Origin of the sequence: Mesorhizobium ciceri biovar biserrulae, assembly GCF_001618845.1 — a bacterium.
Classification (GTDB): Bacteria; Pseudomonadota; Alphaproteobacteria; order Rhizobiales; family Rhizobiaceae; genus Mesorhizobium; species Mesorhizobium ciceri.
Window position 1 is genome coordinate 2,094,560 of record NZ_CP015064.1, and the last position, 22,111, is coordinate 2,116,670.

22 protein-coding genes are annotated in these 22,111 nt (G+C 63.2%); 15 read left to right on the plus strand and 7 right to left on the minus strand.

Annotated features, from left to right (window positions below):
* Nucleotides 1-3: 3 nt before the first annotated feature.
* The 6 genes from A4R29_RS09360 to A4R29_RS09385 all read left to right on the plus strand — a co-directional run bounded on the left by A4R29_RS09360 (nt 4) and on the right by A4R29_RS09385 (nt 5,246).
* Nucleotides 4-495: a GFA family protein gene (locus A4R29_RS09360; RefSeq protein WP_013532559.1), complete on the plus strand. Its 492-nt coding sequence runs from the start codon at nt 4-6 to the stop codon at nt 493-495.
* The gene (locus tag A4R29_RS09365) at nt 492-968 is read left to right on the plus strand and encodes a GFA family protein (RefSeq protein ID WP_013532558.1); all 477 of its coding nucleotides are present in this window, start codon (nt 492-494) and stop codon (nt 966-968) included. The genes A4R29_RS09360 and A4R29_RS09365 overlap by 4 nt, the downstream gene beginning before the upstream one ends.
* Complete coding sequence (pip, locus tag A4R29_RS09370; RefSeq protein WP_063171779.1) at nt 965-1,921, plus strand: prolyl aminopeptidase; 957 nt, start codon at nt 965-967, stop codon at nt 1,919-1,921. Before A4R29_RS09365 ends, pip begins: the two co-directional genes overlap by 4 nt.
* The gene (cimA, locus tag A4R29_RS09375) at nt 1,918-3,540 is read left to right on the plus strand and encodes a citramalate synthase (RefSeq protein WP_174564965.1); all 1,623 of its coding nucleotides are present in this window, start codon (nt 1,918-1,920) and stop codon (nt 3,538-3,540) included. Before pip ends, cimA begins: the two co-directional genes overlap by 4 nt.
* 83 nt (nt 3,541-3,623) lie before the next feature.
* A complete protein-coding gene (rarD, locus tag A4R29_RS09380) occupies nt 3,624-4,550 on the plus strand; it encodes an EamA family transporter RarD (protein WP_013532555.1) in 927 nt (308 codons plus the stop codon).
* Nucleotides 4,551-4,559: 9 nt separating this feature from the next.
* Nucleotides 4,560-5,246: a glutathione S-transferase family protein gene (locus A4R29_RS09385; RefSeq protein ID WP_063171780.1), complete on the plus strand. Its 687-nt coding sequence runs from the start codon at nt 4,560-4,562 to the stop codon at nt 5,244-5,246.
* A gap of 16 nt (nt 5,247-5,262) precedes the next feature.
* Here A4R29_RS09385 and A4R29_RS09390 read toward each other — a convergent pair whose 3' ends face one another.
* Both A4R29_RS09390 and A4R29_RS09395 read right to left on the minus strand, forming a co-directional pair.
* Nucleotides 5,263-6,261: a transporter gene (locus A4R29_RS09390; RefSeq protein WP_063173629.1), complete on the minus strand. Its 999-nt coding sequence runs from the start codon at nt 6,259-6,261 to the stop codon at nt 5,263-5,265.
* Between the two features lie 174 nt (nt 6,262-6,435).
* A complete protein-coding gene (locus A4R29_RS09395) occupies nt 6,436-6,726 on the minus strand; it encodes a muconolactone Delta-isomerase family protein (RefSeq protein ID WP_013532552.1) in 291 nt (96 codons plus the stop codon).
* A 110-nt stretch (nt 6,727-6,836) separates the two neighbouring features.
* Here A4R29_RS09395 and A4R29_RS09400 point away from each other — a divergent pair, with 110 nt between their 5' ends.
* Complete coding sequence (locus A4R29_RS09400) at nt 6,837-7,745, plus strand: LysR substrate-binding domain-containing protein (protein ID WP_063171781.1); 909 nt, start codon at nt 6,837-6,839, stop codon at nt 7,743-7,745.
* 130 nt (nt 7,746-7,875) lie between these two features.
* Here the strand turns inward: A4R29_RS09400 and A4R29_RS09405 are convergent, their stop codons facing one another.
* Entirely contained in the window at nt 7,876-8,487 is a 612-nt protein-coding gene (locus A4R29_RS09405) for an LOG family protein (RefSeq protein ID WP_013532550.1), read from the minus strand.
* Nucleotides 8,488-8,612: 125 nt separating this feature from the next.
* On the opposite strand from A4R29_RS09405, the gene A4R29_RS09410 reads away from it, so the two are divergent.
* The 4 genes from A4R29_RS09410 to A4R29_RS09425 all read left to right on the plus strand — a co-directional run bounded on the left by A4R29_RS09410 (nt 8,613) and on the right by A4R29_RS09425 (nt 13,031).
* Complete coding sequence (locus A4R29_RS09410) at nt 8,613-10,070, plus strand: LysM peptidoglycan-binding domain-containing protein (protein WP_024504337.1); 1,458 nt, start codon at nt 8,613-8,615, stop codon at nt 10,068-10,070.
* A gap of 271 nt (nt 10,071-10,341) precedes the next feature.
* A complete protein-coding gene (locus A4R29_RS09415) occupies nt 10,342-10,674 on the plus strand; it encodes an ArsR/SmtB family transcription factor (protein ID WP_013532548.1) in 333 nt (110 codons plus the stop codon).
* A gap of 21 nt (nt 10,675-10,695) precedes the next feature.
* Nucleotides 10,696-12,576, plus strand: coding sequence for an ABCB family ABC transporter ATP-binding protein/permease (locus A4R29_RS09420; protein WP_013532547.1), 1,881 nt, complete (start codon nt 10,696-10,698; stop codon nt 12,574-12,576).
* Nucleotides 12,577-12,683: 107 nt separating this feature from the next.
* Complete coding sequence (locus A4R29_RS09425; protein WP_013532546.1) at nt 12,684-13,031, plus strand: antibiotic biosynthesis monooxygenase; 348 nt, start codon at nt 12,684-12,686, stop codon at nt 13,029-13,031.
* Between the two features lie 8 nt (nt 13,032-13,039).
* Here the strand turns inward: A4R29_RS09425 and A4R29_RS09430 are convergent, their stop codons facing one another.
* Entirely contained in the window at nt 13,040-13,903 is an 864-nt protein-coding gene (locus tag A4R29_RS09430; protein WP_024504336.1) for an SMP-30/gluconolactonase/LRE family protein, read from the minus strand.
* Nucleotides 13,904-14,228: 325 nt separating this feature from the next.
* Between A4R29_RS09430 and A4R29_RS09435 the strand changes: the two genes are divergently transcribed.
* From A4R29_RS09435 to A4R29_RS09445, 3 genes are all read left to right on the plus strand, one after another.
* The gene (locus tag A4R29_RS09435; protein ID WP_063171782.1) at nt 14,229-15,521 is read left to right on the plus strand and encodes a DMP19 family protein; all 1,293 of its coding nucleotides are present in this window, start codon (nt 14,229-14,231) and stop codon (nt 15,519-15,521) included.
* A 198-nt stretch (nt 15,522-15,719) separates the two neighbouring features.
* Nucleotides 15,720-16,418 (plus strand): phosphatidylserine decarboxylase, encoded by a 699-nt coding sequence (locus A4R29_RS09440; protein ID WP_013532543.1) that lies wholly within the window; start codon nt 15,720-15,722, stop codon nt 16,416-16,418.
* Between the two features lie 3 nt (nt 16,419-16,421).
* Nucleotides 16,422-17,240 (plus strand): CDP-alcohol phosphatidyltransferase family protein, encoded by an 819-nt coding sequence (locus A4R29_RS09445; protein WP_013532542.1) that lies wholly within the window; start codon nt 16,422-16,424, stop codon nt 17,238-17,240.
* A gap of 27 nt (nt 17,241-17,267) precedes the next feature.
* On the opposite strand, the gene A4R29_RS09450 is transcribed toward A4R29_RS09445, so the two are convergent.
* Both A4R29_RS09450 and A4R29_RS09455 read right to left on the minus strand, forming a co-directional pair.
* Entirely contained in the window at nt 17,268-19,490 is a 2,223-nt protein-coding gene (locus tag A4R29_RS09450; RefSeq protein ID WP_063171783.1) for an AMP-binding protein, read from the minus strand.
* 123 nt (nt 19,491-19,613) lie between these two features.
* Nucleotides 19,614-20,021 carry a tautomerase family protein gene (locus A4R29_RS09455; protein ID WP_013532540.1) on the minus strand — a complete coding sequence of 136 codons (408 nt, stop codon included), beginning with the start codon at nt 20,019-20,021 and terminating at the stop codon, nt 19,614-19,616.
* A gap of 113 nt (nt 20,022-20,134) precedes the next feature.
* Between A4R29_RS09455 and A4R29_RS09460 the strand changes: the two genes are divergently transcribed.
* A complete protein-coding gene (locus A4R29_RS09460) occupies nt 20,135-20,989 on the plus strand; it encodes a LysR substrate-binding domain-containing protein (RefSeq protein ID WP_013532539.1) in 855 nt (284 codons plus the stop codon).
* A gap of 197 nt (nt 20,990-21,186) precedes the next feature.
* Here the strand turns inward: A4R29_RS09460 and A4R29_RS09465 are convergent, their stop codons facing one another.
* Nucleotides 21,187-22,095 carry a DMT family transporter gene (locus tag A4R29_RS09465; protein ID WP_063171784.1) on the minus strand — a complete coding sequence of 303 codons (909 nt, stop codon included), beginning with the start codon at nt 22,093-22,095 and terminating at the stop codon, nt 21,187-21,189.
* Nucleotides 22,096-22,111 lie beyond the last annotated feature (16 nt).

The following is a 22,111-nucleotide window of genomic DNA, read 5'->3' on the forward strand; positions in this document are numbered from 1 at the left end:
GCGATGAGCCTCGACAACCGACCGATCTACACCGGCGGCTGCCAGTGCGGCGCGGTGCGCTTTCGCGTTGAAGGCGCTTTGGGCGACGCTTCGGTCTGCCATTGCCGCATGTGCCAGAAGGCGTTCGGCGCGTTCTACGCGCCGCTGGTTTCGGTGCGTGGCGCCAGGCTCGACTGGACGCGCGGCGAGCCGAAATACTTCCGTTCGTCCAACCATGTCGATCGCGGTTTTTGCGCCGATTGCGGCACGCCGCTGACCTTCACCGCGCCGGACGGGGTTGGCCTCGCCATCGGTGCGTTCGACAATCCAGCGGAGATCGTGCCGCTGATTCAATGGGGGATCGAGGCAAAGCTGCCCTATGTCGACTCGATCCCGCAACTGCCGGGCGAGGACACCATGGCCGACATGTCGTCGGCCTCCTATCTGGCCGATCTCGTTTCCTACCAGCACCCCGACCACGACACCGAACAATGGCCGCCAAAGGAAAGATCATGACCGATCAGGTAAGAACCGGCGGCTGCCAGTGTGGCGCCGTGCGCTTCCGCGTTCATGGAGCGCTCGGCCGTCCGTCCATCTGCCATTGCCGCATGTGCCAGAAGCAGTTCGGCTCGTTCTTCGGCGCGCTGGTCACGGTGCCCAGAGATGGCGTCGAATGGACCCATGAAGAGCCGAGTTACTTCCAGTCGTCGGTCAACATCGATCGTGGTTTCTGCGCCCGCTGCGGCACGCCGCTGACATATCGGCAGCCCGGCGGGCTGGAAATCGCGATCGGTGCCTTCGACGACCGTTCGGACCTGGCACCGCAGATCCAGGTCAACTATGCCGCGCGGTTGCCCTGGGTGGAGACGATCTTCGATCAGCCCGTCCACCAGGATCCTGATTATTACAACAGGCAGGAATCCATCATCTCCTTCCAGCACCCAGACCATGAAACGCCGGACTGGCCGACCAAAGGTTTACAACTATGAGCAGTCAATTGCGTACGCTTTATCCCGAGATCGAGGCGTTCGATTCCGGCATGCTCGATGTCGGCGACGGCCACCAGGTCTACTGGGAGCGTTCCGGCACCAAAGGCGCCAAGCCGGCGGTGTTCCTGCATGGCGGGCCGGGCGGCACCATTTCGCCAAAACACCGGCGGCTGTTCGACCCGAAGCTCTACGATGTCATCCTGTTCGACCAGCGTGGCTGCGGAAAATCGACGCCCAACGCCTCGCTCGAAGCCAACACGACATGGCACCTGGTCGCCGACATCGAACGGCTGCGCGAAATGGCCGGCTTCGACAAATGGCTGGTGTTCGGCGGCTCCTGGGGGTCGACGCTTGCGCTCGCCTACGCCGAGACCCATCCAGAACGCGTCAGCGAACTGGTGGTGCGCGGCATCTACACGCTGACGCGTGCGGAACTGGAATGGTACTATCAGTTCGGCGTCTCGGAAATGTTCCCGGACAAATGGGAGCGCTTCCTGGCGCCGATCCCGGAGGCCGAGCGCGGCGACATGATGGCCGCCTATCGCAAGCGGCTGGTCGGCACGGATCGCAAGGCGCAGATCGAGGCGGCCCGCGCCTGGAGCCTGTGGGAAGGCGAAACGATCACGCTGTTGCCCGAGCCGGAGACAAGCGGTCCGTTTGGGCAGGACGACTATGCCGTCGCGTTCGCCCGCATCGAGAACCACTATTTCGTCCATGCCGGCTGGCTGGAAGAGGGACAATTGCTGCGCGACGCGCACAGGCTGAGTGACATCCCCGGCACCATCGTCCATGGCCGCTACGACATGCCATGCCCGGCGCGCTATGCCTGGGCGCTGCACAAGGCCTGGCCAAAGGCGGATTTCCATCTGATCGAGGGCGCCGGTCATGCTTATTCGGAGCCGGGTATCCTCGACCGGCTGATCCGCGCGACGGACAAGTTTGCAGGCAAATGACCATGACCCGCGGGCGCCTCTATCTCTTCGACACCACGTTGCGCGATGGCCAGCAGACGCCGGGCATCGACTTTTCCGTCGAGGACAAGATCGCCATCGCAAAACTGCTTGACGCTTTTGGCCTCGACTATGTCGAAGGCGGCTATCCCGGCGCCAACCCGACCGACACCGCCTTCTTCCAGGAGAAGCGCACGGAGCGCGCCAAATTCGTCGCCTTCGGCATGACCAAGCGGGCAGGGGTGTCGGCGTCCAACGATCCCGGCCTAGCGTCTCTTGTGCAATCGAAATCGGATGCCATCTGCTTCGTCGCCAAGAGCTGGGACTACCACGTCCGTGTCGCGCTCGGCTGCACCAATGAGGAGAACCTCGACGCCATCAAGGCCTCCGTCGAGGCGGCGATCGCCGCCGGCAAGGAGGCATTGGTCGACTGCGAGCATTTCTTCGATGGCTTCAAGGCCAATCCCGACTATGCGCTGGCCTGCGCCAGGACCGCCTATGATGCCGGGGCGCGCTGGGTGGTGCTGTGCGACACCAATGGCGGCACGCAGCCATCGGAAGTCCGCGCCATCGTCGAGAAGGTTATTTCGTCGGGTATTTCAGGCGATCATCTCGGTATCCATGCCCATGACGACACCGGCCAGGCCGTGGCGAATTCCCTCGCCGCTGTCGAGGCTGGCGTGCGCCAGATCCAGGGCACGCTCAACGGCATCGGGGAGCGCTGCGGCAACGCCAATTTGATCTCGATCGTGCCGACGCTGGCGCTAAAGCCGGCCTTCGCCGATCGTTTCGAAACTGGCATTTCGGCTGAGGCGTTGACAGGCATTTCCAGGTTGTCGCGCGCATTTGACGAACTCCTGAACCGAGCGCCAGAGGCGCAAGCGCCCTATGTCGGCGCTTCCGCCTTCGCCACCAAGGCGGGTATCCACGCATCCGCACTGGCCAAGGAGCCGGCGACCTATGAGCACGTCCCCCCCGAAACCGTCGGCAACCGCCGCCGTGTCATGGTCTCGGACCAGGGCGGCAAGGCCAATTTCCTCGCCGAGCTGAGGCGACGCGGCATCGAGGTGCCGAAGGACGATCACCGGCTCGACGCGCTGATATCCGTGGTCAAGGAGCGCGAGGCCGAGGGCTATGCCTATGAAGGCGCCGATGCCAGCTTCGAACTCCTCGCCCGCAAGATGCTGCACGGCCTGCCGGAATTCTTCAACGTCACCTCGTTCCGCTGCATGGTCGAGCGCCGCTTCGACGCCAACGGCCAGTTGAAGACGGTCTCCGAAGCGATCGTCAAGGTGGTGGTCGATGGCGAGGAGAAGATGTCGGTGGCCGAAGGGCATGGCCCGGTCAACGCGCTCGACATCGCGCTGCGCAAGGACCTCGGCAAATTCCAGGGCGAGATCGCCGACATGGAGCTGGCCGACTTCAAGGTGCGTATCCTCAATGGCGGTACCGAGGCGATCACCCGCGTTCTGATCGAATCGCATGACGGCACCGGCGCACGCTGGTGGACGGTGGGCGTTTCCGAGAACATCATCGACGCCTCGTTCCAGGCGCTGATGGATTCCATCGTCTACAAGCTGATGAAGAACCGCGAGATGGCCGGACTGGTGGCCGCCGAATAGGGTTGAACCATCAGCGAAAGTCCATTGATCCATCAGAACTTTGCGATGGTCTTGCCAAGGTGACTGGGCCATAGCGTTGGCCCATGGCCACTGAAGCAATTACCCTGGATGCAGAGTCCAAGGCCCGGCGCGGCTTTCTGCTGGCGCTCGGCGCCTATCTGCTATGGGGATTGCTGCCCTTCTACATGAAGGCGGTCGCTCATCTGCCGCTCGCGGAAGTCATTGCCCATCGCATCGTCTGGTCGGTGCCGATCGCCGCCGCCGTTCTGATCTGGGCCGGCCGCACGGCGGATTTCAAGGCGGCGCTGCGTTCGCCACGCACCATCGCCATGGCCGCGCTGACGGCGGCGCTGATCTCGGTCAACTGGGGCATCTATGTCTGGGCGATCGCGGTCGACCGCACCGTCGAAACCGCGCTCGGCTACTACATCAATCCCCTGGTCAGCGTCGTTGTCGGCGCGCTGCTGCTCGGCGAGCGGCTCGACCGGCTGCAGATCGCGGCGGTGGTGCTGGCGGCCGTCGCCGTCGCCGTGCTGACCATCGAAGGCGGCAAGCTGCCCTGGGTGTCGTTGGCACTGGCGTTTTCCTTCGCCGCCTACGGCTTCTTCCGCAAGACGCTGCCGATCGGCCCGAGCCAGGGATTTTTGCTCGAAGTCCTTCTGCTGTCGGTGCCGGCACTTGGCTACATCGTCTATCTCATCGCGACCGGACAGGACCACATCGTATCCAGCAGTGGCACGGATACGGCGTTGCTGATCGGCTGCGGTCCAGTCACATCGGTGCCGTTGTTGCTGTTCGCCTTCGGCGCCAAGCTGCTGCGGCTGTCAACCATCGGCATCATGCAATATATCGCGCCGACCATGGTGTTCCTGATCGCCGTTCTGATCTTCGACGAGCCTTTCGGCACCATCCAGGCCATCGCCTTTGCGCTGATCTGGGCGGCTTTGGCAGTCTATTCCTGGTCGATGTTGACGACAGCGCGCCGCGCCGCGCCGCAGCCCGCACGGTAAGGGGGTTCGATGTACCTGCTGCATATCGCCAACAAAAATTATTCCTCATGGTCGCTGCGGCCCTGGGTGCTGATGCGCGCGCTGGATATCCCATTCGAGGAACGGCTGACGCCATTCCCGACCGGATCGAGCTGGGATCTGTACCGTTCCTTCTCACCGAGCGGCCGCGTGCCGTGCCTGGTCGACGACGGCTGGGCGGTTTGGGATTCGCTGGCCATCGTCGAATATCTGGCCGAACGCCACCATGGCGTGTGGCCCGTCGAAGCCAAGGCGCGCGCCTGGGCGCGCTCGGCCGCCGCCGAGATGCATTCGAGCTTCACCGCATTGCGCAGCGCCTGTCCGATGAGTTGCGGCGTGCGGGTAGAGCCGTTTCCGATGTCCGATGCGCTGAAGCAGGACCTCTTTCGCCTCGACGACCTCTGGAATGATGGTCTTGCTCGTTTCGGCGGGCCATTTCTGGCGGGCGCTCATTTCACCGCAGTAGATGCTTTCTTTGCCCCGGTGGCGTTCCGCGCACAGTCTTATGGGCTCTCCTTCGAGGGTGCGGCTGCAGCGTATCCGGCGCAGTTGCTTGCTCTGCCGGCGATGCGCGAATGGCATGCGGCTGGGCTTGCCGAGACCTGGCGCGAGCCCGATCACGAAGCGGAAGTGGCCGCCGCCGGCACCATCATCGAGGATCTTCGCGCCACTGCGTGAAAGCTGCCGGCGGGTGCTACATCTGTCCGAGCCGCCTGACAAAGAGATAGGTCGCGCCCGCGATCACCATCGACACAGCAGTCACCACCCAAAAGCCCATTGGCGTGTCGACCAGCGGCAGGCCCCCAACGTTCATGCCGAACAGGCCTGAGATGATGGTCATCGGCAACAGCACCGCCGTCATCACCGACAGGACGTACAGCAGCCGGTTCGACTGCGTCGTCAGCTTTGCCATAAGCTCGTCCTGCAATAGCCGGGCGCGCGCCTGCAATTGCTCGCCGTCATAGTGCAGCGTCTGCGCCCGGTGTGAAAGGCGCGCGGCCATGTCGTTGATGCTGTCTGGCAGGTCGTTGCGGTGCGAATGATCAAGGTGACGGAACAGATTGGTCAGCGTCGCCATCTGCCTGTGGATCACCACCAGATGCCGGCGCGCGTCGACCAGGGATTGCCGTTCATTGTGCCATGCGTCGCAGACGATACGGTCTTCGATGCCGTCGAGACTGTCGCCGAGTGCCGCAAGTTCCGCCACCATGCCATCGAACGACTGGCCGACGACAGCCTCGATCAACTCGGCTGGCGAGCGGAACTTGCGCGATCCATTCTCGATCGCCTTGCGGATGTTGTCGACCGACTGCAGCGGTTGCTTGCGGGCGCCGACCAGCATCGTGTCATTGAGCGCGAAGCGGAAATGGCCAAGCCCGCCCGCTTCCGCCGAATAGTCATGGCGCAGGTCCGGCAGATCGCCATAGAGCCAGTCGTCCTCGAGGTCGATGTGGCAGCCATGGCTGGCGGACAGGAAAGCTTCACGCGCCGGTGCCGGCAAAGCCCGATCGGCGCCGATTTCGTGACGGGCCCGCATGTCGGAAAGCTGGTAGCTGCGCCATGTCCAGTGCGCGGCGGCGGCGTCCCTGGTTCGCACGCCCTCAGCGGTGAAGTGATAGATGAAGAACAGTCCGTGCTCGTCGGGCAGGTAGGGCGACAGATCGGTGCCTTCCGGGGCGAGAGAGATGTCCATGGGCGGTGCCAGATGCATGTTCCGAAGATGGCGCCGCACGGCGGCTGCCTGATACTGATTCCTAGCACGCGCGAAGCCGGTTTCGTGTGACGGTTTCTTGACAGCCGATCACAGGCTGTCGATCCCCCGTGTCAATCCGGTGGTGACGCCTTCGTCACCCCCGGATGTGCCCTGTCAGTGCTTCGGGCCGAAGCCGGGGTAGGGCTTGAGGGGCACGATTGCGGCAATGTCCATCATGCCGGCCTTGACCAACGGCAAGGTGGCGAGGTGGCCGCGAACCTCAGCATCATCAGCAGCCTCGAGCATCATGCCGCTGCCCGGGATGTCGCCTCGGTTCCACACCTGACGTACCGCCCCTTCGGCGTAGAGCGTGCGCCGCTGTTCGGCTTCGCCGGGCAGAAGCGGAGCGAAATCGGCATCGGTAAATTTTTCGGTGTTGCGAGCGAGAAGGGCAAAGAACTGCATGGCGGTCTCCTTTGGTTGGGATGGCCGAGTATCGCTTTTGGCTGGCCAGACAGTCCAAGACTGATTAGGCTAAAGTTGAGACCCAAAGGGACTTGAGCCTTGGAGGAGAAATGTTCGACCTGCGCCAGCTCCGCTATTTCGTCACGGTCGCCGAAACCGGAAATGTCGGGCGCGCAGCCGAAATGCTGCATATTTCCCAATCGCCACTCAGCCGGCAGATCATCCAGCTCGAGGAGCAGTTGGGTGTTTCCCTCTTTGAGAGGTCGAAGCAGCGGGTCCATCTCAACGCCGAGGGCCGCGCCTTCCTCACCGAGGCCCGCGCGCTGCTGTCCAATGCGCGACGTGTGGAGGAGTTCGGCCGCAACCTGGCCAGCGGCGCCGTCGGCCGGCTCGCCATCGGTTATGTCGAAGGGGCCGTTCATGCCGGGCTTGTCGCCGGGATGCTGCGCCAGTTCCGTCGCGACCGGCCGGATTTCCACCTGCAGCTGAGAAGCCTGCGTTCGGCGGCGCAGTTGGAAGGGCTACGGCAGCGGTCGCTGGATCTGGGCTTTGTCTACTCGTCGCCACCCGATGATGATCCGGATGTCGCCGCCATGGCGCTGCGGCATGAGCCGCTGGTGCTGGCGATCCCCGAAGATGACCCACTCGTTGAAGTGGCAGAGATCGGGCCTCACCATCTTGACGGTCGCACCTGGATCACCGTCGTGCGCCAGCCGGACGACACCAATCGCGGCCAGTTCCTTGCCGCCTGCGCCAAAGCCGGCTTCTTGCCCGACATCGCCTATGAGACGGCGGACCCGCTGACCTCGCTCGGCCTTGTCAGCGCGGGTCTCGGCTTGGCGACGGTGCAAGCCAGCCTGCGTGCCGCCGCGCCGCCGCGGATCGTGTTTCGCGACCTGCCGTGGTTCGACCGCACGGTTTCACTCCATCTCGCTTGGCGGCGTCATGACCGGCGCGCGGTGATTGCCGATTTGCGGCAGGCTGCGGCGGAAGAGGGGAGTAGGGGAGTAGGGGAGTAGGGCAGTAGGGCAGTAGGGCAGTAGGGCAGTAGGGCAGTAGGGCAGTAGGGCAGTAGGGCAGTAGGGCAGAGACCTCCAGGCAATTCACTTGTTGTCACATATTGCCCTACTGCCCTACTGCCTTATTCCCCTACATCTTATCGATCACCGACTGCACGCCCTCGGTCGGGGCGTCGACGGACGATCCGGCTACCATGATGGCGGCGACGATCGCTTCGGGGTCGTCGACGACCAGCGGCTTGACCCGCTGCGCGGTGTGGATGAAGCCTTCGGCGGCCATGTGATCGAGCAGCGCCAGCATCGGATCCCAAAATCCTTTGACATTGGCGAAGACGATCGGCTTGCGATGATGGCCAAGTTGTCCCCAGGTCATGATCTCGACGATCTCCTCGACCGTGCCGATGCCGCCCGGCAGTGCCACAAAGGCGTCGGATTTCTCGAACATCTTGTGCTTGCGCTCGTGCATGTTGTCGGTGATCAAGAGTTCATCGAGCCGGTCAAGCGCTGTTTCGCTCGCCTCCTTGTTGATCAGGAAGCGCGGAATGATGCCCGTCACCTTGCCGCCGGCCTTGAGCGCGCCTTCGGCGACAGCGCCCATGATGCCTTTGGTGCCGCCGCCATAGACCAGCCGCAATCCCGCTTTGGCAATTGAGCGCCCGAGCAGGTGTCCGGCCTTGATATAGATTTCATCGCGGCCCGGAGACGAGCCGCAATAGACGCAGACGGATCGAATCGTGTTCATGTCGATGATTGGTGATTGGGTCTGAAAGCGCGGTCAAGCCCCAAGGGTTAACAGCCTGGGCTTTTTCTTGTCGGTATTGCTAAAACAGGCTAGACCGGCGTTAGGTGGCTAAGGGGTAGGGAAATATGGCAATTAATCCACTGAAGGCGTTCCTGTTCGCGGCGGGTGGGACCGTTGCGGCCGCGGGAACCGCCTATGTAGCGGGCGCACTCGACCCGTATCTCAATCCCACGCCGCCGGCGCAAGTGGCGGCGCAGACGCCGCCCGCAGCGGCAAAATCGGCCGATCCCGGCACCGAAGCGCGGCTGCCCGCCGCTGAAGTCCCGGCGGCTCCCGCCGCAGTGCCCCAGGCAACGGCACCCGCCGCACCGGCCGCGGACGCGGCGGCGCCTGCTGCGACCGGTCCGGTCGCACCGTCCTTCGATGTCGTGCGCGTCGAAAGCAATGGCTCGATTGTCGTCGCCGGCAATGCGGCACCCAACGCCAAGGTCGAAATCCTCAATGGCTCGACGGTGCTTGGCTCGACGGTCGCTGGTCCCGATGGCGCCTTCGTTATCATTCTCGATGATCCGCTGAAGCCCGGCGATTATACGATCGCGCTGCGCGCGACCACCGGTGACGTCGTAACGCCCTCGGTGCAGACCGCCGTCGTTTCGGTTCCCAAGGATGCGGCCGGCCAGGTGCTGGCCATGGTCGAGGAGCCGGGCAAGCCGGCCGAATTGCTGACCGTTCCCGCACCCGAGACAAAGCCGGCTGCTCCGGCCGCCGCGCCGGCTGCTCCCACAGCCGAAGCCCCCGCAACCGCTCCGGCGCCAGCCGCCCCAGCGCCAGCCGTGGTCGACGCGACACCGGCTCCTGCAGCGCCGGCGACGCCGCCCGTTGCAGGCGTGACCGAGCCCAAGATCGTCGTCGAGGCGGTCGAGATCGACGGCAGCAAGATCTTTGTCGCCGGCCTCGCCGATGCCGGCCGCAAGGTGCGCGCGTATGCCAACGACATCCTGCTCGGTGACGCGCAAACTTCGACGGACGGTCATTTCCTGGTCGAGGCGACGCGCGACATTCCGGTCGGCAGCTACACAATCCATGTCGACGGCCTCGATGCCGACGGTGTGACAGTTGTGGCCCGCGCGGCCGTACCGTTCGAGCGTGAGCCCGGCGAAGCGATCGCCGCCGTGGCACCCTCGGCGCCGAAGCCCGTTCAGCCCAAGCCGGCCGCACCTACCACCGCCGAGGCACCGGCCGCGGCCACGACGCCTGCTCCCGCCACCGAGGCTCCGGCCGTCATGGCGGAGGCGACGCCGCCAAGCGATGTGCCCGAGACGGTGGCGCCCAAGCTTGAACATGCCGACGGCGCCGTCATCATCCGCCGCAACGACACGCTGTGGCGGATCTCGCGGCGCGTCTATGGCCACGGCGTACGCTTCTCGACCATCTACCTCGCCAACCAGGACCAGATCAGTGATCCCGACCGCATCTGGCCGGGCCAGGTGTTCAAGGTCCCGGAAAAGTCGAAGGAAGGCGAAGCCGCCGACCTCAAGGCCATGGGCGAGCAGGCAACGACAGCGCCCGCCAAGACGGAGTAGGGTTTGAGCGCCGACGGTTGAGCGCAATCTCCCCTTGTGGGAGATGCCCGGCAGGGCAGAGGAGGGCGCTGTCTCGCCAGCCTGTCGGCCAAATCCGGTCGAGCTACCTTACGGCTGCTCGTAATGCTTTGATCGTGGAAAGTCGCGATCCTTCGCGCCCCTCTCTGTCCTGCCGGACATCTCTCCCACGAGGGGGAGATTGGCGGTTCCGGCGCTCTGCCCATAGGGTTAGCTTGCCCCGTGCCCGTCCATCGTCTATCGCCGATGAACGATGGCAGAATCCCTGATGGAAACAAACGCATCATGCGGCGGTCCGGACAGCCGTGCGGTCGCCGCCCGACTTGCAGCGCTTTCCCATCCGGCGCGGATCGAAATCCTGAAACACCTATCGACGAGCAGTTCCTGCTGCTGCCGCGAGGTCGTCGACCGCTTAGATCTGGCGCAGTCCACCGTGTCACAACATCTGAAAATACTGGTCGAAGCCGGGCTGGTTCGCTTCGAGCCCGATCGCCAGCGCTCGCGCTATGCGATCGACCATGCCGCGCTCGCCGATGTCTCCGCATCGGTGGCCGCTCTCGTCAATTCCTGCTGCTCCGGCCGCTGAAATAAGAAGAAGGCACAAGAAATGGCCGAAAAAACCGTCTCCGACTCCTCGACTTTCAAGACGCTGCTCAATTTGTGGCCTTACATGTGGCCAGCGGATCGCGCCGATCTGAGAGCCCGGGTCACATGGGCGACGCTGTTGCTGGTCGTCGCCAAGCTGACGCTGGTCGCCGGTCCCTATTTCTTCAAATGGGCGACCGACGCGCTGGCCGGCGACGCCAAATCGGCGCCGCCGCTGCCGAGCTTCCTGCTGGCGCCCGTCATGCTGGTCGTCGCCTACAATGTCGTGCGCCTGGTGCAGCTTGGCTTCAATCAGTTGCGCGACGCGCTGTTTGCCCGCGTCGGCCAATATGCCGTGCGCCAGCTCGCCTTCCGTACTTTCGTTCACATGCACCAACTGTCGCTGCGCTTCCATCTCGAGCGCCGCACCGGCGGCCTGTCGCGCATCATCGAGCGCGGCACCAAGGGCATCGAGACGATCGTGCGCTTCATCATGCTCAACACGGCGCCGACCATCCTCGAATTCGCGCTGACCACGGGCATCTTCGCCTACACCTATGGCTGGAAATATGTGGTCGTCGTCGCGGTCACCGTCTGGGTCTATGTCTGGTTCACGGTCCGCGCCAGCGACTGGCGCATCTCGATCCGCCGCGACATGAACGACAGCGATACCGACGCCAACACCAAGGCAATCGATTCGCTGCTCAACTACGAGACGGTGAAATATTTCAACAATGAGGGCATGGAAGCCGAGCGCTTCGACCGCTCCATGGCACGCTACGAGGTCGCCGCGACGCGCATCTGGACCTCGCTTGGCTGGTTGAATTTCGGGCAGGGCATCATCTTCGGCCTGGGCACCGTCATCGTCATGTGCATGTCGGCGCTCGAAGTGCAGGCCGGCACGCAGACGGTCGGTGACTTCGTCTTCATCAACGCCATGCTGATGCAGCTGTCGGTGCCGCTCAATTTCATCGGCTTCATCTACCGCGAAATCCGCCAGGGGCTCACCGATATCGAGCAGATGTTCGATCTGCTGGATGTGCCGCAGGAGATCGTCGACAAGCCGGATGCCAGGCCAATCGCGGTCAGCGCCGGCAAGGTCGAGTTCCGCGACGTGCACTTCTCCTATGACCCGAACCGGAAGATCCTGAAGGGCATCAGCTTCGAGGTGCCGGCCGGCAAGACCGTCGCCATTGTCGGGCCTTCGGGTGCCGGCAAGTCGACCATCTCGCGGCTTCTGTTCCGCTTCTACGACGTGCAGGGCGGCCAGGTGCTGATCGATGGCCAGGATATCAGGGACGTGACGCAGGAGAGCCTGCGCGGGGCGATCGGCATGGTGCCGCAGGACACCGTGCTGTTCAACGACACCATCGCCTACAACATCCGCTATGGCCGCATCGGTGCCAGCGAGGAGGATATGCGCAAGGCGGCCGAACTCGCTCAGATCGGCCCGTTCATCGAGCGATTGCCTGACGGCTACAAGTCGATGGTCGGCGAACGCGGGCTAAAACTTTCGGGCGGCGAGAAGCAGCGCGTGGCAATCGCCCGCACCATTTTGAAGGCGCCGCCGATCCTGATGCTCGACGAAGCGACCTCGGCGCTCGACAGCCACACCGAACAGGAGATCCAGGCCGCGCTCGATCTGGTCAGCCGTGGCCGCACCACCATCGTCATCGCTCACCGCCTGTCGACGGTGATCACGGCCGATGAGATCATCGTGCTGCAGGACGGCCAGATCGCCGAGCGCGGCACCCATGCCGAGCTGATGCGCAAGCATGGCCTCTACGCCTCGATGTGGGACCGCCAGCGCGAGGCGACCGAGGCCGAAGAGCGGCTGCGCTTGGCTCGCGAAGGCGACGAACTTGGTGTCATTGTCCGCCGGCGCACGTCGGAGGTGAATTGAAGGTTCGGCGTGTGATCTGATTTTTGCACTTGATCTCAACTTAAGTTGAGATTGTAGGCCGTTCCTGAGCCCAAAAAACACCATGATCCAGGAACGGAGCAATCGAAATGAGCAAGATAAATCAGACTGTTAACGGCGGCAGCGTGTTCAGGGTGGACAAATTCGTCGTCCCGGCCGGCGCCCGCGAGGAGATACTCGCCAAGGTCAGGACAACGCATGAGTTGCTGCGCCTGCAGCATGGCTTCGTGCAGGATTTCCTGCTCGAGCAATTCTCCGGGCCGGGCGAATTCAACCTCGTCACCATCGTCGAATGGGAAAGCCAGGCGGCCGTCGACAATGTCGTGCCGATCGTCAAGGCCGCGCACGAGCGCATCGCCTTCAACCCGCAGGAGACGATCGCCCGGCTCGGCGTTCGCGCCGACATCGCCAACTATCAGAGGGTTCCCGGGCTGTAGCAAGGCTGTTACGGCCAGCCGATGCCAGGTGCCGGCGCTTCGACGCTGAACACCTGGCCGGTGCGGGCGTCGCTGAGCATATGCTCGAAGCCGCGCCATTCGGCGGCGAGAATGAACAGCGTTTTCCTGTCGGTGCCGCCCAGCATGCAGGCAAAGCAGCCGCGATCGACGGTCACTGTCTGCAGCACCTCGCCGCCTTCACGCACCCGCACGCAACGCTTGTTGGGAACATCCGCATACCAGGCCGCCCCTTCGGCATCGAGGCAGATGCCGTCGGGATAGCCGTCGAGGTCGGCCCAGACCCTTCGGTTGGCAAGGCTGCCGTCGGCGGCAATGTCGAAGGCGGTCAGCCGATTGGCATGGGATTCCGCGACAATCAGCGTCTTGTTGTCCGGGCTCACTGCCATGCCGTTGGCAAAGGCGATATTTTCCGCCACCTGCCGGACCGCGCCGTCCGGCGTGATCAACACGATGGTGCCGGGGCTGAAATGCTCGCCAGAAGCCGGCGCCGGTCCGCCGCCATTGACATAGGTGTTGCCGCGCCCGTCGACGACGATCTCGTTCCAAGGGCTTTTCGACAGGTCACGCAAATCGGCGCGAGTGACGAGGCTCCCGTCGGCCTCCTGTCGTAGCAGCAGCCCTTCGCGGCCGGAGATGACGAGCAGGCGGCCATCCGGCAGCCAGTCAATGGAGTAGGGCAGGACAGCCGGTACGGTGAGCATGACCTCGCGGTTGCCGTCGGCATCGACGGCGATAATCTCGCCGGTGCCCCAGTTGCAAAGCCACAGCCGTCCGTCATGCCAGCGCGGCGACTCGCCGAAAGCGAGACCGGCAGTGACGAGATGCGCTTGGGGGGCAGGTGGTTTCTGCATGTAGGGGACTCCTTGTTGAGTGCGTCAGCATCGCCAAATGGTCCATGATGGCGCTGTCTCACCAAGGACGGGCGAGGCAGCGGTCTGCCGACAGGCACAGAACCGATAATTTTGGTTTGGCTGCTCTTTGCTGAGTTCGCGACGAAGCCTCGAGGTCAGTTTTTGGAGTGTTCTTCAAACTATCGGTTGAAGTGTTCTTCAAAATATTGGTAAGACGCAGTGAAAATGAATTTCAAGCGCCTTTTTATCCACTTTTCCAAGTGATATTCTGCTGACAGACTCTGATCTACCGGTATTGCTTTCCTCCGGGTAAGAAGGCTTTGGAATGTTCGGAATTTTTTCGCGAAAGAAAAGGCTGCAGCAGTCGACAACGATTTCGGCGTACCAGCCGGAGCAACCGACGGCCAGTCCGCGCGTGACTTCAATTGTTGTCCCGTTTTCAGCAGTCGAGCGCGCCGCTAAGGAAAACTACGTTGCTGACCTCGTGACTGCAGTCATGGATTTCGTGACCGCAATGTTTGATCAGGGCCTCTACAAAGATCACGAAATACCGCCGTCAGCGAGGCAGTTTTTTCACGCTTACCTATACGGGATGGAAGTGGCTAATGGCGGCCATAGCCAATTTATTCACAATTACCGTGATCACCTCGATAAAGTCACCTCGGATGTGCATTTGGCTTTGGCTGGAATGCGAGCAGAAAACCATTTAGCTATTTTGAAACAGATGGTTGCTTGGGTCCGGGAACATCCCAAGGAAGCGGAGGAACAGACTGGATTCGAAGGTGGCCGCGCTGATTTCCTTGATGGACTCGACGATCTTTTTTACAAGGAGGAAGACAGCGTCCCGATGCTTGCCCGCGCAGTGGGTTGGATAGCCTCCTGGCCTGAACTGGAGATTGTCGACGATGCCGAATGCCAGGAGGCCACTCTTGACATTGTGATGGCCAACTCCAGGCGCGAACCTCGATTGCGCCATCGTTCGATGTTCCATCTGAAAGCAGTGATGACGAGCCGACTTGAAGTGGGCATCGGGCTCGCCTGTGCAGCTTTGCCGCAGCCCGAGGTTAAGCTCGGGCTCGGCAAAGGACGGATGTTGGACATAGATGGCGAGAAGCAGATGACATTTCCGGTCGTAACCAACGCCGGCAGGGTGCGTTTGTGCGTAGTCACGCCAACGCATGCGGCTGCATACCAGTACCTGGCTGCTGATGGTACAGAACTGCAACTCGACCTCGGACCGGTCGATAGCGTTGATGAGTTACTTGGCGAAGGTGCTCCACGTGTCGGTCTGAAGCTGTCGCATGTCGGCGCTGATTCAATAGCGACAGTCATCGAACTGGCTGATGAATACGGGGCACCAGCAGCCCTCGACCTTCTTTTGCGCAGGGCTGGAATTGATACGGCAGGAGCAGTTGCTTTGCCATCGATGCTGATTCCGAGCGAGGGAGGATCGGTCGTCAGTTGGACAGTTGCTGCTGACGGTAGACTGCTGTTTTTGGTGTCCTCTCCCAACGGGAGCGCGCTCTTGAGGTCGGGCGCCGAAGATCCGCTGGCGGATGCCCATAGGCTTGAGATCGAAGAACATTTTGTGCGCGCCGAAGCCGATGGTGCCAACTGATCTGGGCTGATTGTCTCGAAATTCTGACGCCAGTGGCACAGGCATGCGAGCCGGTCGCGACCTCACGAACGCGGAGCGTTCGGCTATCCTGAGGCGACAGGCCCTTGCCCGTTCGCCCGCGCCGCCGATTGTTGCGTTGCGGCGAGGGGGGCTTTCGGCTATTGAGGCCGGACTTGAAACGGAGCCTGTTTTTAGCTGATGAGCCTTGTCGATACGGTCAAGAACGCGTTCGTACCGATCCATCGCGAAGGCTATCCCTTCATCGCGGCCTTTGGCGCGGCGACGCTTTTCCTCGGCTATTTCTCCTCGGTCCTGTTCTGGATCGGTCTGATCCTGACGGCCTGGTGCGTTTATTTCTTCCGCGATCCCGAGCGCGTCACGCCGGTCGACGACCGCTTGGTGGTCAGCCCCGCCGACGGCATCATCTCGGCGGTCGGGCCGGCCGTGCCGCCGCGCGAACTCGGCCTCGGCAATGTCGAGATGACCCGCATCTCGGTGTTCATGAATGTCTTTTCCTGTCACGTGAACCGCGCCCCGGTACGCGGTCGTATCGTCAGGATCGAACACCGGCCCGGAAAATTCCTCAACGCCGAACTCGACAAGGCCAGCACCGAGAACGAGCGCAACGGCCTGGTCATCGAAAGCCCCAACGGCACGATCGCCGCCGTCCAGATCGCCGGCCTGGTGGCGCGGCGGATCGTCTGTTGGGCCGAGGCGGGCGGCTCGATCGGCACCGGCGAGCGTTTCGGCTTGATCCGCTTCGGCTCGCGCGTCGATGTCTTCCTGCCCTTGACCGCCACGCCGCGCGTTGCCGTCGGCCAGACAGCGGTCGGCGGCGAAACCGTGCTGGCCGAATTCGGCGGTGTCGCCGGCACACCCCTCGTGCGGATTTCCTGAGCCGTGGGCACGCAGTATAAGAAGTTCGAGGCCCATGCCAGCGGCGGTCCGCGCATCCGCGAGATCCCGATGCGCATGGTGCTGCCCAACCTCGTCACCGTGCTTGCCATCTGCGCCGGTCTGTCGGGCATCCGCTTCGGCTTCGAAGGCCGCTTCGAGCCGGCCGTGGTGATGGTGCTGCTGGCCGCTTTCCTCGACGGCATTGATGGCCGCTTGGCGCGGATGCTGAAGGCAACCTCCAAATTCGGCGCCCAGATGGATTCGCTGGCCGACATCGTCAATTTCGGCGTCGCCCCGGCTTTGGTGCTTTATGCCTTCCTGCTCGACCGTGCCGGCTCGCCGGGCTGGATTGCGGCCTTGCTGTTCGCCATCGCCTGCGGGCTAAGGCTCGCCCGCTTCAACGTGCTCGACGACGAGAAGGCCGACCGCCCGATATGGCAGTCCGAATATTTCGTCGGCGTGCCGGCGCCGGCTGGTGCTGTGCTGGTGATGCTGCCGCTCTATCTCTATTTCCTGCGCACAGGGCTGGAGCCCAGTCGTCCAGCGGCCTTCGTCGCCACCGGCTTTACCATACTGGTCGCCTTCCTGCTGGTCAGCCGGCTGCCGGTCTATTCCGGCAAGAGCCTGAAAATCCCGGGCGACAGGGTGTTGCCGATCATCCTGGGTGTCGTGCTCTACGTACTGCTGCTGATGACCTACCCCTGGTACACGCTGACCGCTTCGGTTGCCGGCTACCTGATCTTCCTGCCGTTCAGTGTGCGCGCCTATTCGAAACGCGCCAAGCTGGAGGGCGAGAAGGTGCCGCCTTCGGATATAGGTTAGAAGGTCGGCGGAAGTGCTTGATCCGACTCAGGCCGCGACGCCGAGCCCCAGCCTGTCGATCGCCAGCTTTCGGGTCGAGACATAGTCGGTCTTGCCCGAACCCAGCACCGGGATTTCCTCGACCTTGACGATGTCGTTGGGCACCATCAGTTCGGCGGCGCCCGCTTGTTTGCCGAATCTGCGCAACTCGTCGGGATTGGCGTCGTCGGCGGTGGTGACCAGCACAATGCGCTCGCCGCGCCTCTTGTCCGGCACCGCTACCGCCGCATGGCGTTCTTCCGGCCACAACGACTGCACCAGCATCTCGACAGCACCCAGCGACACCATCTCGCCGGCGATCTTGGCGAAGCGCTTGGCGCGGCCGCGAATGGTGATGAAGCCTTCGCGGTCGACAGCGACGATGTCGCCGGTGTCGTGCCAGCCCGTCAGCGGCTGCAATTCACCGGGGCGGTCCGATGTCATATAGCCCATCATCAGGTTCGGTCCGTCGAGCCACAATTGGCCGGCATCGGAAATGCCTTCGATCGGCTCAAGCTTCATGCGCATGGCCGGCAGCAGCCGCCCGACGGTACCGTCGCGGCCATGGATTGCCGTGTTGACGGCAACCACCGGTGCCGCCTCTGTCAGCCCGAACCCTTCGATGATCTCGGCCTGGAAGCGTTCGCGATAGACACGGCGGGTTTCCGGCTTCACCGCCTCGGCGCCGGCAACGACGAAGCGCAGGCTGGAAAAATCGCCGTCCTTGGCGGTACGCGCATAGTTGGCGAGGAACGTGTCGGTGCCGAACATAATGGTCGGTTTCACCTTGCGCGCAACCTCGGGGATGATCTTGTAGTGCAGCGGCGAGGGGTAGAGGAACAGTTTTACCCCGGTGACCAGCGGCAGGATGGTGCCGCCCGTCAGGCCGAACGAATGGAACACCGGCAGCACGTTGAGCAGGATGTCGGCGGGCGAGATGGTGATGCGCGCCTCAGCCTGCATGGCGTTGGCGTAAAGGTTCTTGTGCGACAGCACGACTGCCTTCGGCGTGCCTTCCGAGCCCGAGGTGAACAGGATCACCGCCGGCTTGGCCGCGTCCTGTCGCTGCAGCGGCCAGCGCCACAGCAAGGCGGCGGCAAGCTTGTCCAGCGCGGTGACGCTCTCCCGCACATCCTCGAGCCAGAGAAGCCTGGCGCCGCCCTTTTCGACCGCCGCGACGATATCGGCAAGATCGGCCTTCTCGACGAATGCGCGGGACGAAATCACGGTCCTTATCACCGCCGTGCGCACGGCCGCGGTGACGCTCGCCGGCCCGGCCGTGTAGTTGATCATCGCCGCCACCCGGCCGGCCGACAGAAGGCCGGTGAGCGACAGCACGACGCCATTGGCATTGGGCAGCATCACGCCGACTGCCTCGCCCGGAGCCGTTACCGCCTCGAAGCGCCTGCCCAGGACGCGGGCGCCGATGAACAGCTTGCGGTAGCTCAGCGCGCCGGAGATCACGTCCTCGATGATGATATGCGAAGCGCCGACGCGGTCGGCGGCATCGCGCATGGCCAGGAACAGGCCACGATCGAGGTTGGTGCCGAAGAGCCGCGCCTCGGCGACACGGTCGAACAGCGCGTTGGTGTTCGAGGCCTGCTCGGGGTTGCGCGCCACCAACTCAGTGATGGTCATCGGCTCCAGCACGCTGATCGACAGTTGCGGAAACCAGTGTCGTGGCGCCTTGTCCCCAGGCGTCAGCGACACCGGCAGGCTGCGCGCGCCGCCGACGAAGATCGGCACGATTTTGGCATCGGCCTGCATGGCGATGCGGGTGACGGCACGAAACAACCGAAACGTCTTGACGTCGGGCTCGACTGCATCCAGCAGATAGACAGCGAGCCGGCCCTTGCCCTTCAGCACCCGCACCAGCCGGCGGCTGACGAAGACATGTTCGGCGTTGAAGGCGATGGTACGGCCAAGCTCGCGCCAAGGTTCGAGCCACGGCGAGCGCGCCGAGACCTCATCGAGAATATGCAGCGTGTCTTCCGGCAGCAGCGACAGCATCAGCGCCGGCTCGAAGCGCGATTGATGCGAGATGACGTAGATGACTGGGGCCTGCGCCTTGCGGGCGATCCTGATGCGGCTGTCTCCGATCCGGTAGGCAAGCTTGAACGGGACATAGAGCAGCGCCTGGGTGAAGCGTAGGCCGAGGCGGAATTTTTCCGCCACGCCAATCAGGAGCCAGGCCAGAACAAGACCCGCAAGCAGCGCCAGTGTCAGGATCATGCCGCGTCTCTCCCAACGTTTTTAGCATCTCGGCTCTTTGCGGCCGTGTCGGCCAGAACCTAGACGATGTGGGAGCAAGGTCAATGCGGAGCTTTTGCTTCCCTTGGTGCGGGAAGCTGCTTCTCACGCCGCCTGCAGCCGTCCACTGATGAAACGAAATTCCTGCGTCTTGCCGCCATAGCCGTAAGCGGCTGCCGGCACTTCATGCACGAAGGCGTAGCTCTCCTCGTGCACGCCGCCCAGCAGACGGCCGAAGGCTGCGAAGATCGCCTTCAGATAGGCCTCCAGCTCAAGCTTGGTGTTGGTGCCGTCGACCACCTTGATATCAAGCCAGAACGTGTTGGTGCCGTGCTCGGCCAGCGACTTGCCGCCGGCGAACCAGTGCTGCGGATCGACATAGGACACGGCAACTGCCGTGATCGTCGGGTCCTTGCGCAGCTGCGTCGCGGTGATTTCTGTGGCCTCCTTTGCGATGCGAGCGGAAAGCGCCGCGTCAGGTTTGCCGGTGACGCTGATGTTGATGATAGGCATTCTTCTTCTCCTTGGCTTGAGCGGCGTCCGATCGCCGTTGAAACAACCATGCCACCACCTTTTAGTCAAAAAAATCGAATTGTTTTTAAATGATAATTCGATAGTATCGAAGTATGGAAACGCTCGATCCCGATCTGCTCCGAACCTTCCTTGCTTTCGTCGACAGCGGCTCGCTGGCCCAGGCGGCTGCAAGCATCGGCCGTTCGCCCTCGGCGGTGACCGCCCAGATGCAGCGGCTGGAGGAAGTCGTCGGTGAGCCGCTGCTGGCGCCGCAGGGGCGGGGACGTGGTTTGACGCCGGCGGGTGAGGATCTCGTCGGCCACGCCAAGCGCATTCTTGCCGTCCATCGCGAGGCTTGGCTGGCGCTGAAGGGCGCCCGCGCTGCCGGGCGCGTTGCCATCGGCACGACGCAGGATTTTGCCGACAGCGGCCTGCCGGATCTGCTGCGTGCTTTCGCCGGCAGCCATCCGCGCGTCAGGATCGAACTGCGGGTCGGCCGTTCCGCCGAGTTGGCGCAGGCGCTGCAGTCTGGCGGCCTCGATCTGGCGATCGTCATGCGCCAGACGGCAGCGGCGGACGAAGTCGGCGTGCTGCGCGAGCCGATGATATGGCTATGCTCACAAAAGGGGCTGGCCACGCGGCAGGAGGAACTGCCGCTGGCGCTGCTCGATCCATATTGCGGTTTTCGCGAAGCGGCACTTGCCGCACTCGATGCCGCCGGCCGCCGCTACCGCATTGCTGCCGGCAGCGCCAGTCTGGCCGGCCTGCGCACAGCCGTGAACGCCGGTGTCGCACTGACGCTGCGAACGGCTCGCTTTGCCCATTCCGGGATTGTCGAGGCGCCGCGCCAGCTTGGCCTGCCGCAGGTGCCTTTGGCTGAGTTCGCCATCCGGCTGCGCGCCGGTGCCGATGGATCGGCAGCCGATCTGGCGACCCTGCTCAGCGCCAACCTTGCCTTGTCGGGCTGAATGCCCAACGAACCCGACCTTGCGGTCCCAAGTGGCAAAGAAAAAGCCGACCTTGCGGTCGGCAAGCGGCAAAGAAAAAGCCGACCTTACGGTCGGCTTGGAGTAGGACGGGCCGAGGGGTTTGGGGGGACTTGGGGATGGCCCGTCGCAGCAATAATGCCTGACCCGGATGATGGTTCCATGACTGTGTCGCTTTTTTAAGAAATATTTGACGCCATGCGTTGCGAGCGCGCCATCAGCCAATCCCGCCCCGCATGGGCGAACACTGCGGTGAGCACGACGGCGCCGCCGATCATGCTGGCGGCTGGTGCAATCTCGCCCAGGAACAGGAAGGCAAACAGGATCGCGAACGGCACTTCGGCCGAACCGAGAAGCCCGGATTCGGCCGGCGGGATGAGTCGTGCGCCCTCCGTCCACAGGATCGAGGACAGCGCGAAGGACGCGCCGAAAGTGGTGAGCAGAACGGCATCTCTCGGCGAAACCGCCAGCGGATCGGTGACGAACCAACCGAGCACGAACAACAGGAATGCCGACACCGCACCGGCCCACACCACGGGCGTGTCGCGGAAGGCGCGAACCATGATCATGTAAAGGCCGCTGCCGATGGTCATCAGCAGTGCCAGTCCGTCGCCGAACAGATTGCCGGTGCCGAAGCCGGACCAGACCATGATCGCCACGCCGCACAGCGACACTGCGGCGGCGACCATCGTCTGCAACCGGAAGGGTTCGCGCGTCAGAACCCAGGCCAGCAGCGCCGTGACGAAAGGTACTGTGGCATAGATGACAGCGACATTGGCGACGAAGGTGAACTTGAACGCCGAGATGAAAGCGATGCTGGCCAGCGCGCCTTCCACCGCCAGCAGCCAGCCGCGCCAGCCAAGCCGCAGGGTCTCACGCCCACCGGAACGGTGACGCCGCCACAGCACATAGAAGCTGATCAGGATCGCGCCGACAAAGCCGCGCCAGCAGATGATGGTCAACGGGTCGGCGTGGATTGATTTCGTCAGCACGCCCGTCAGGCCGAAGACGGCGGCTGAGGACGACACCAGGATGATGCCGAGTGTCCGCTCCGCGGCGGTGTCGGTGGCGGCTGCAATCTTAGTCATGCCGCCAGCCTACGCC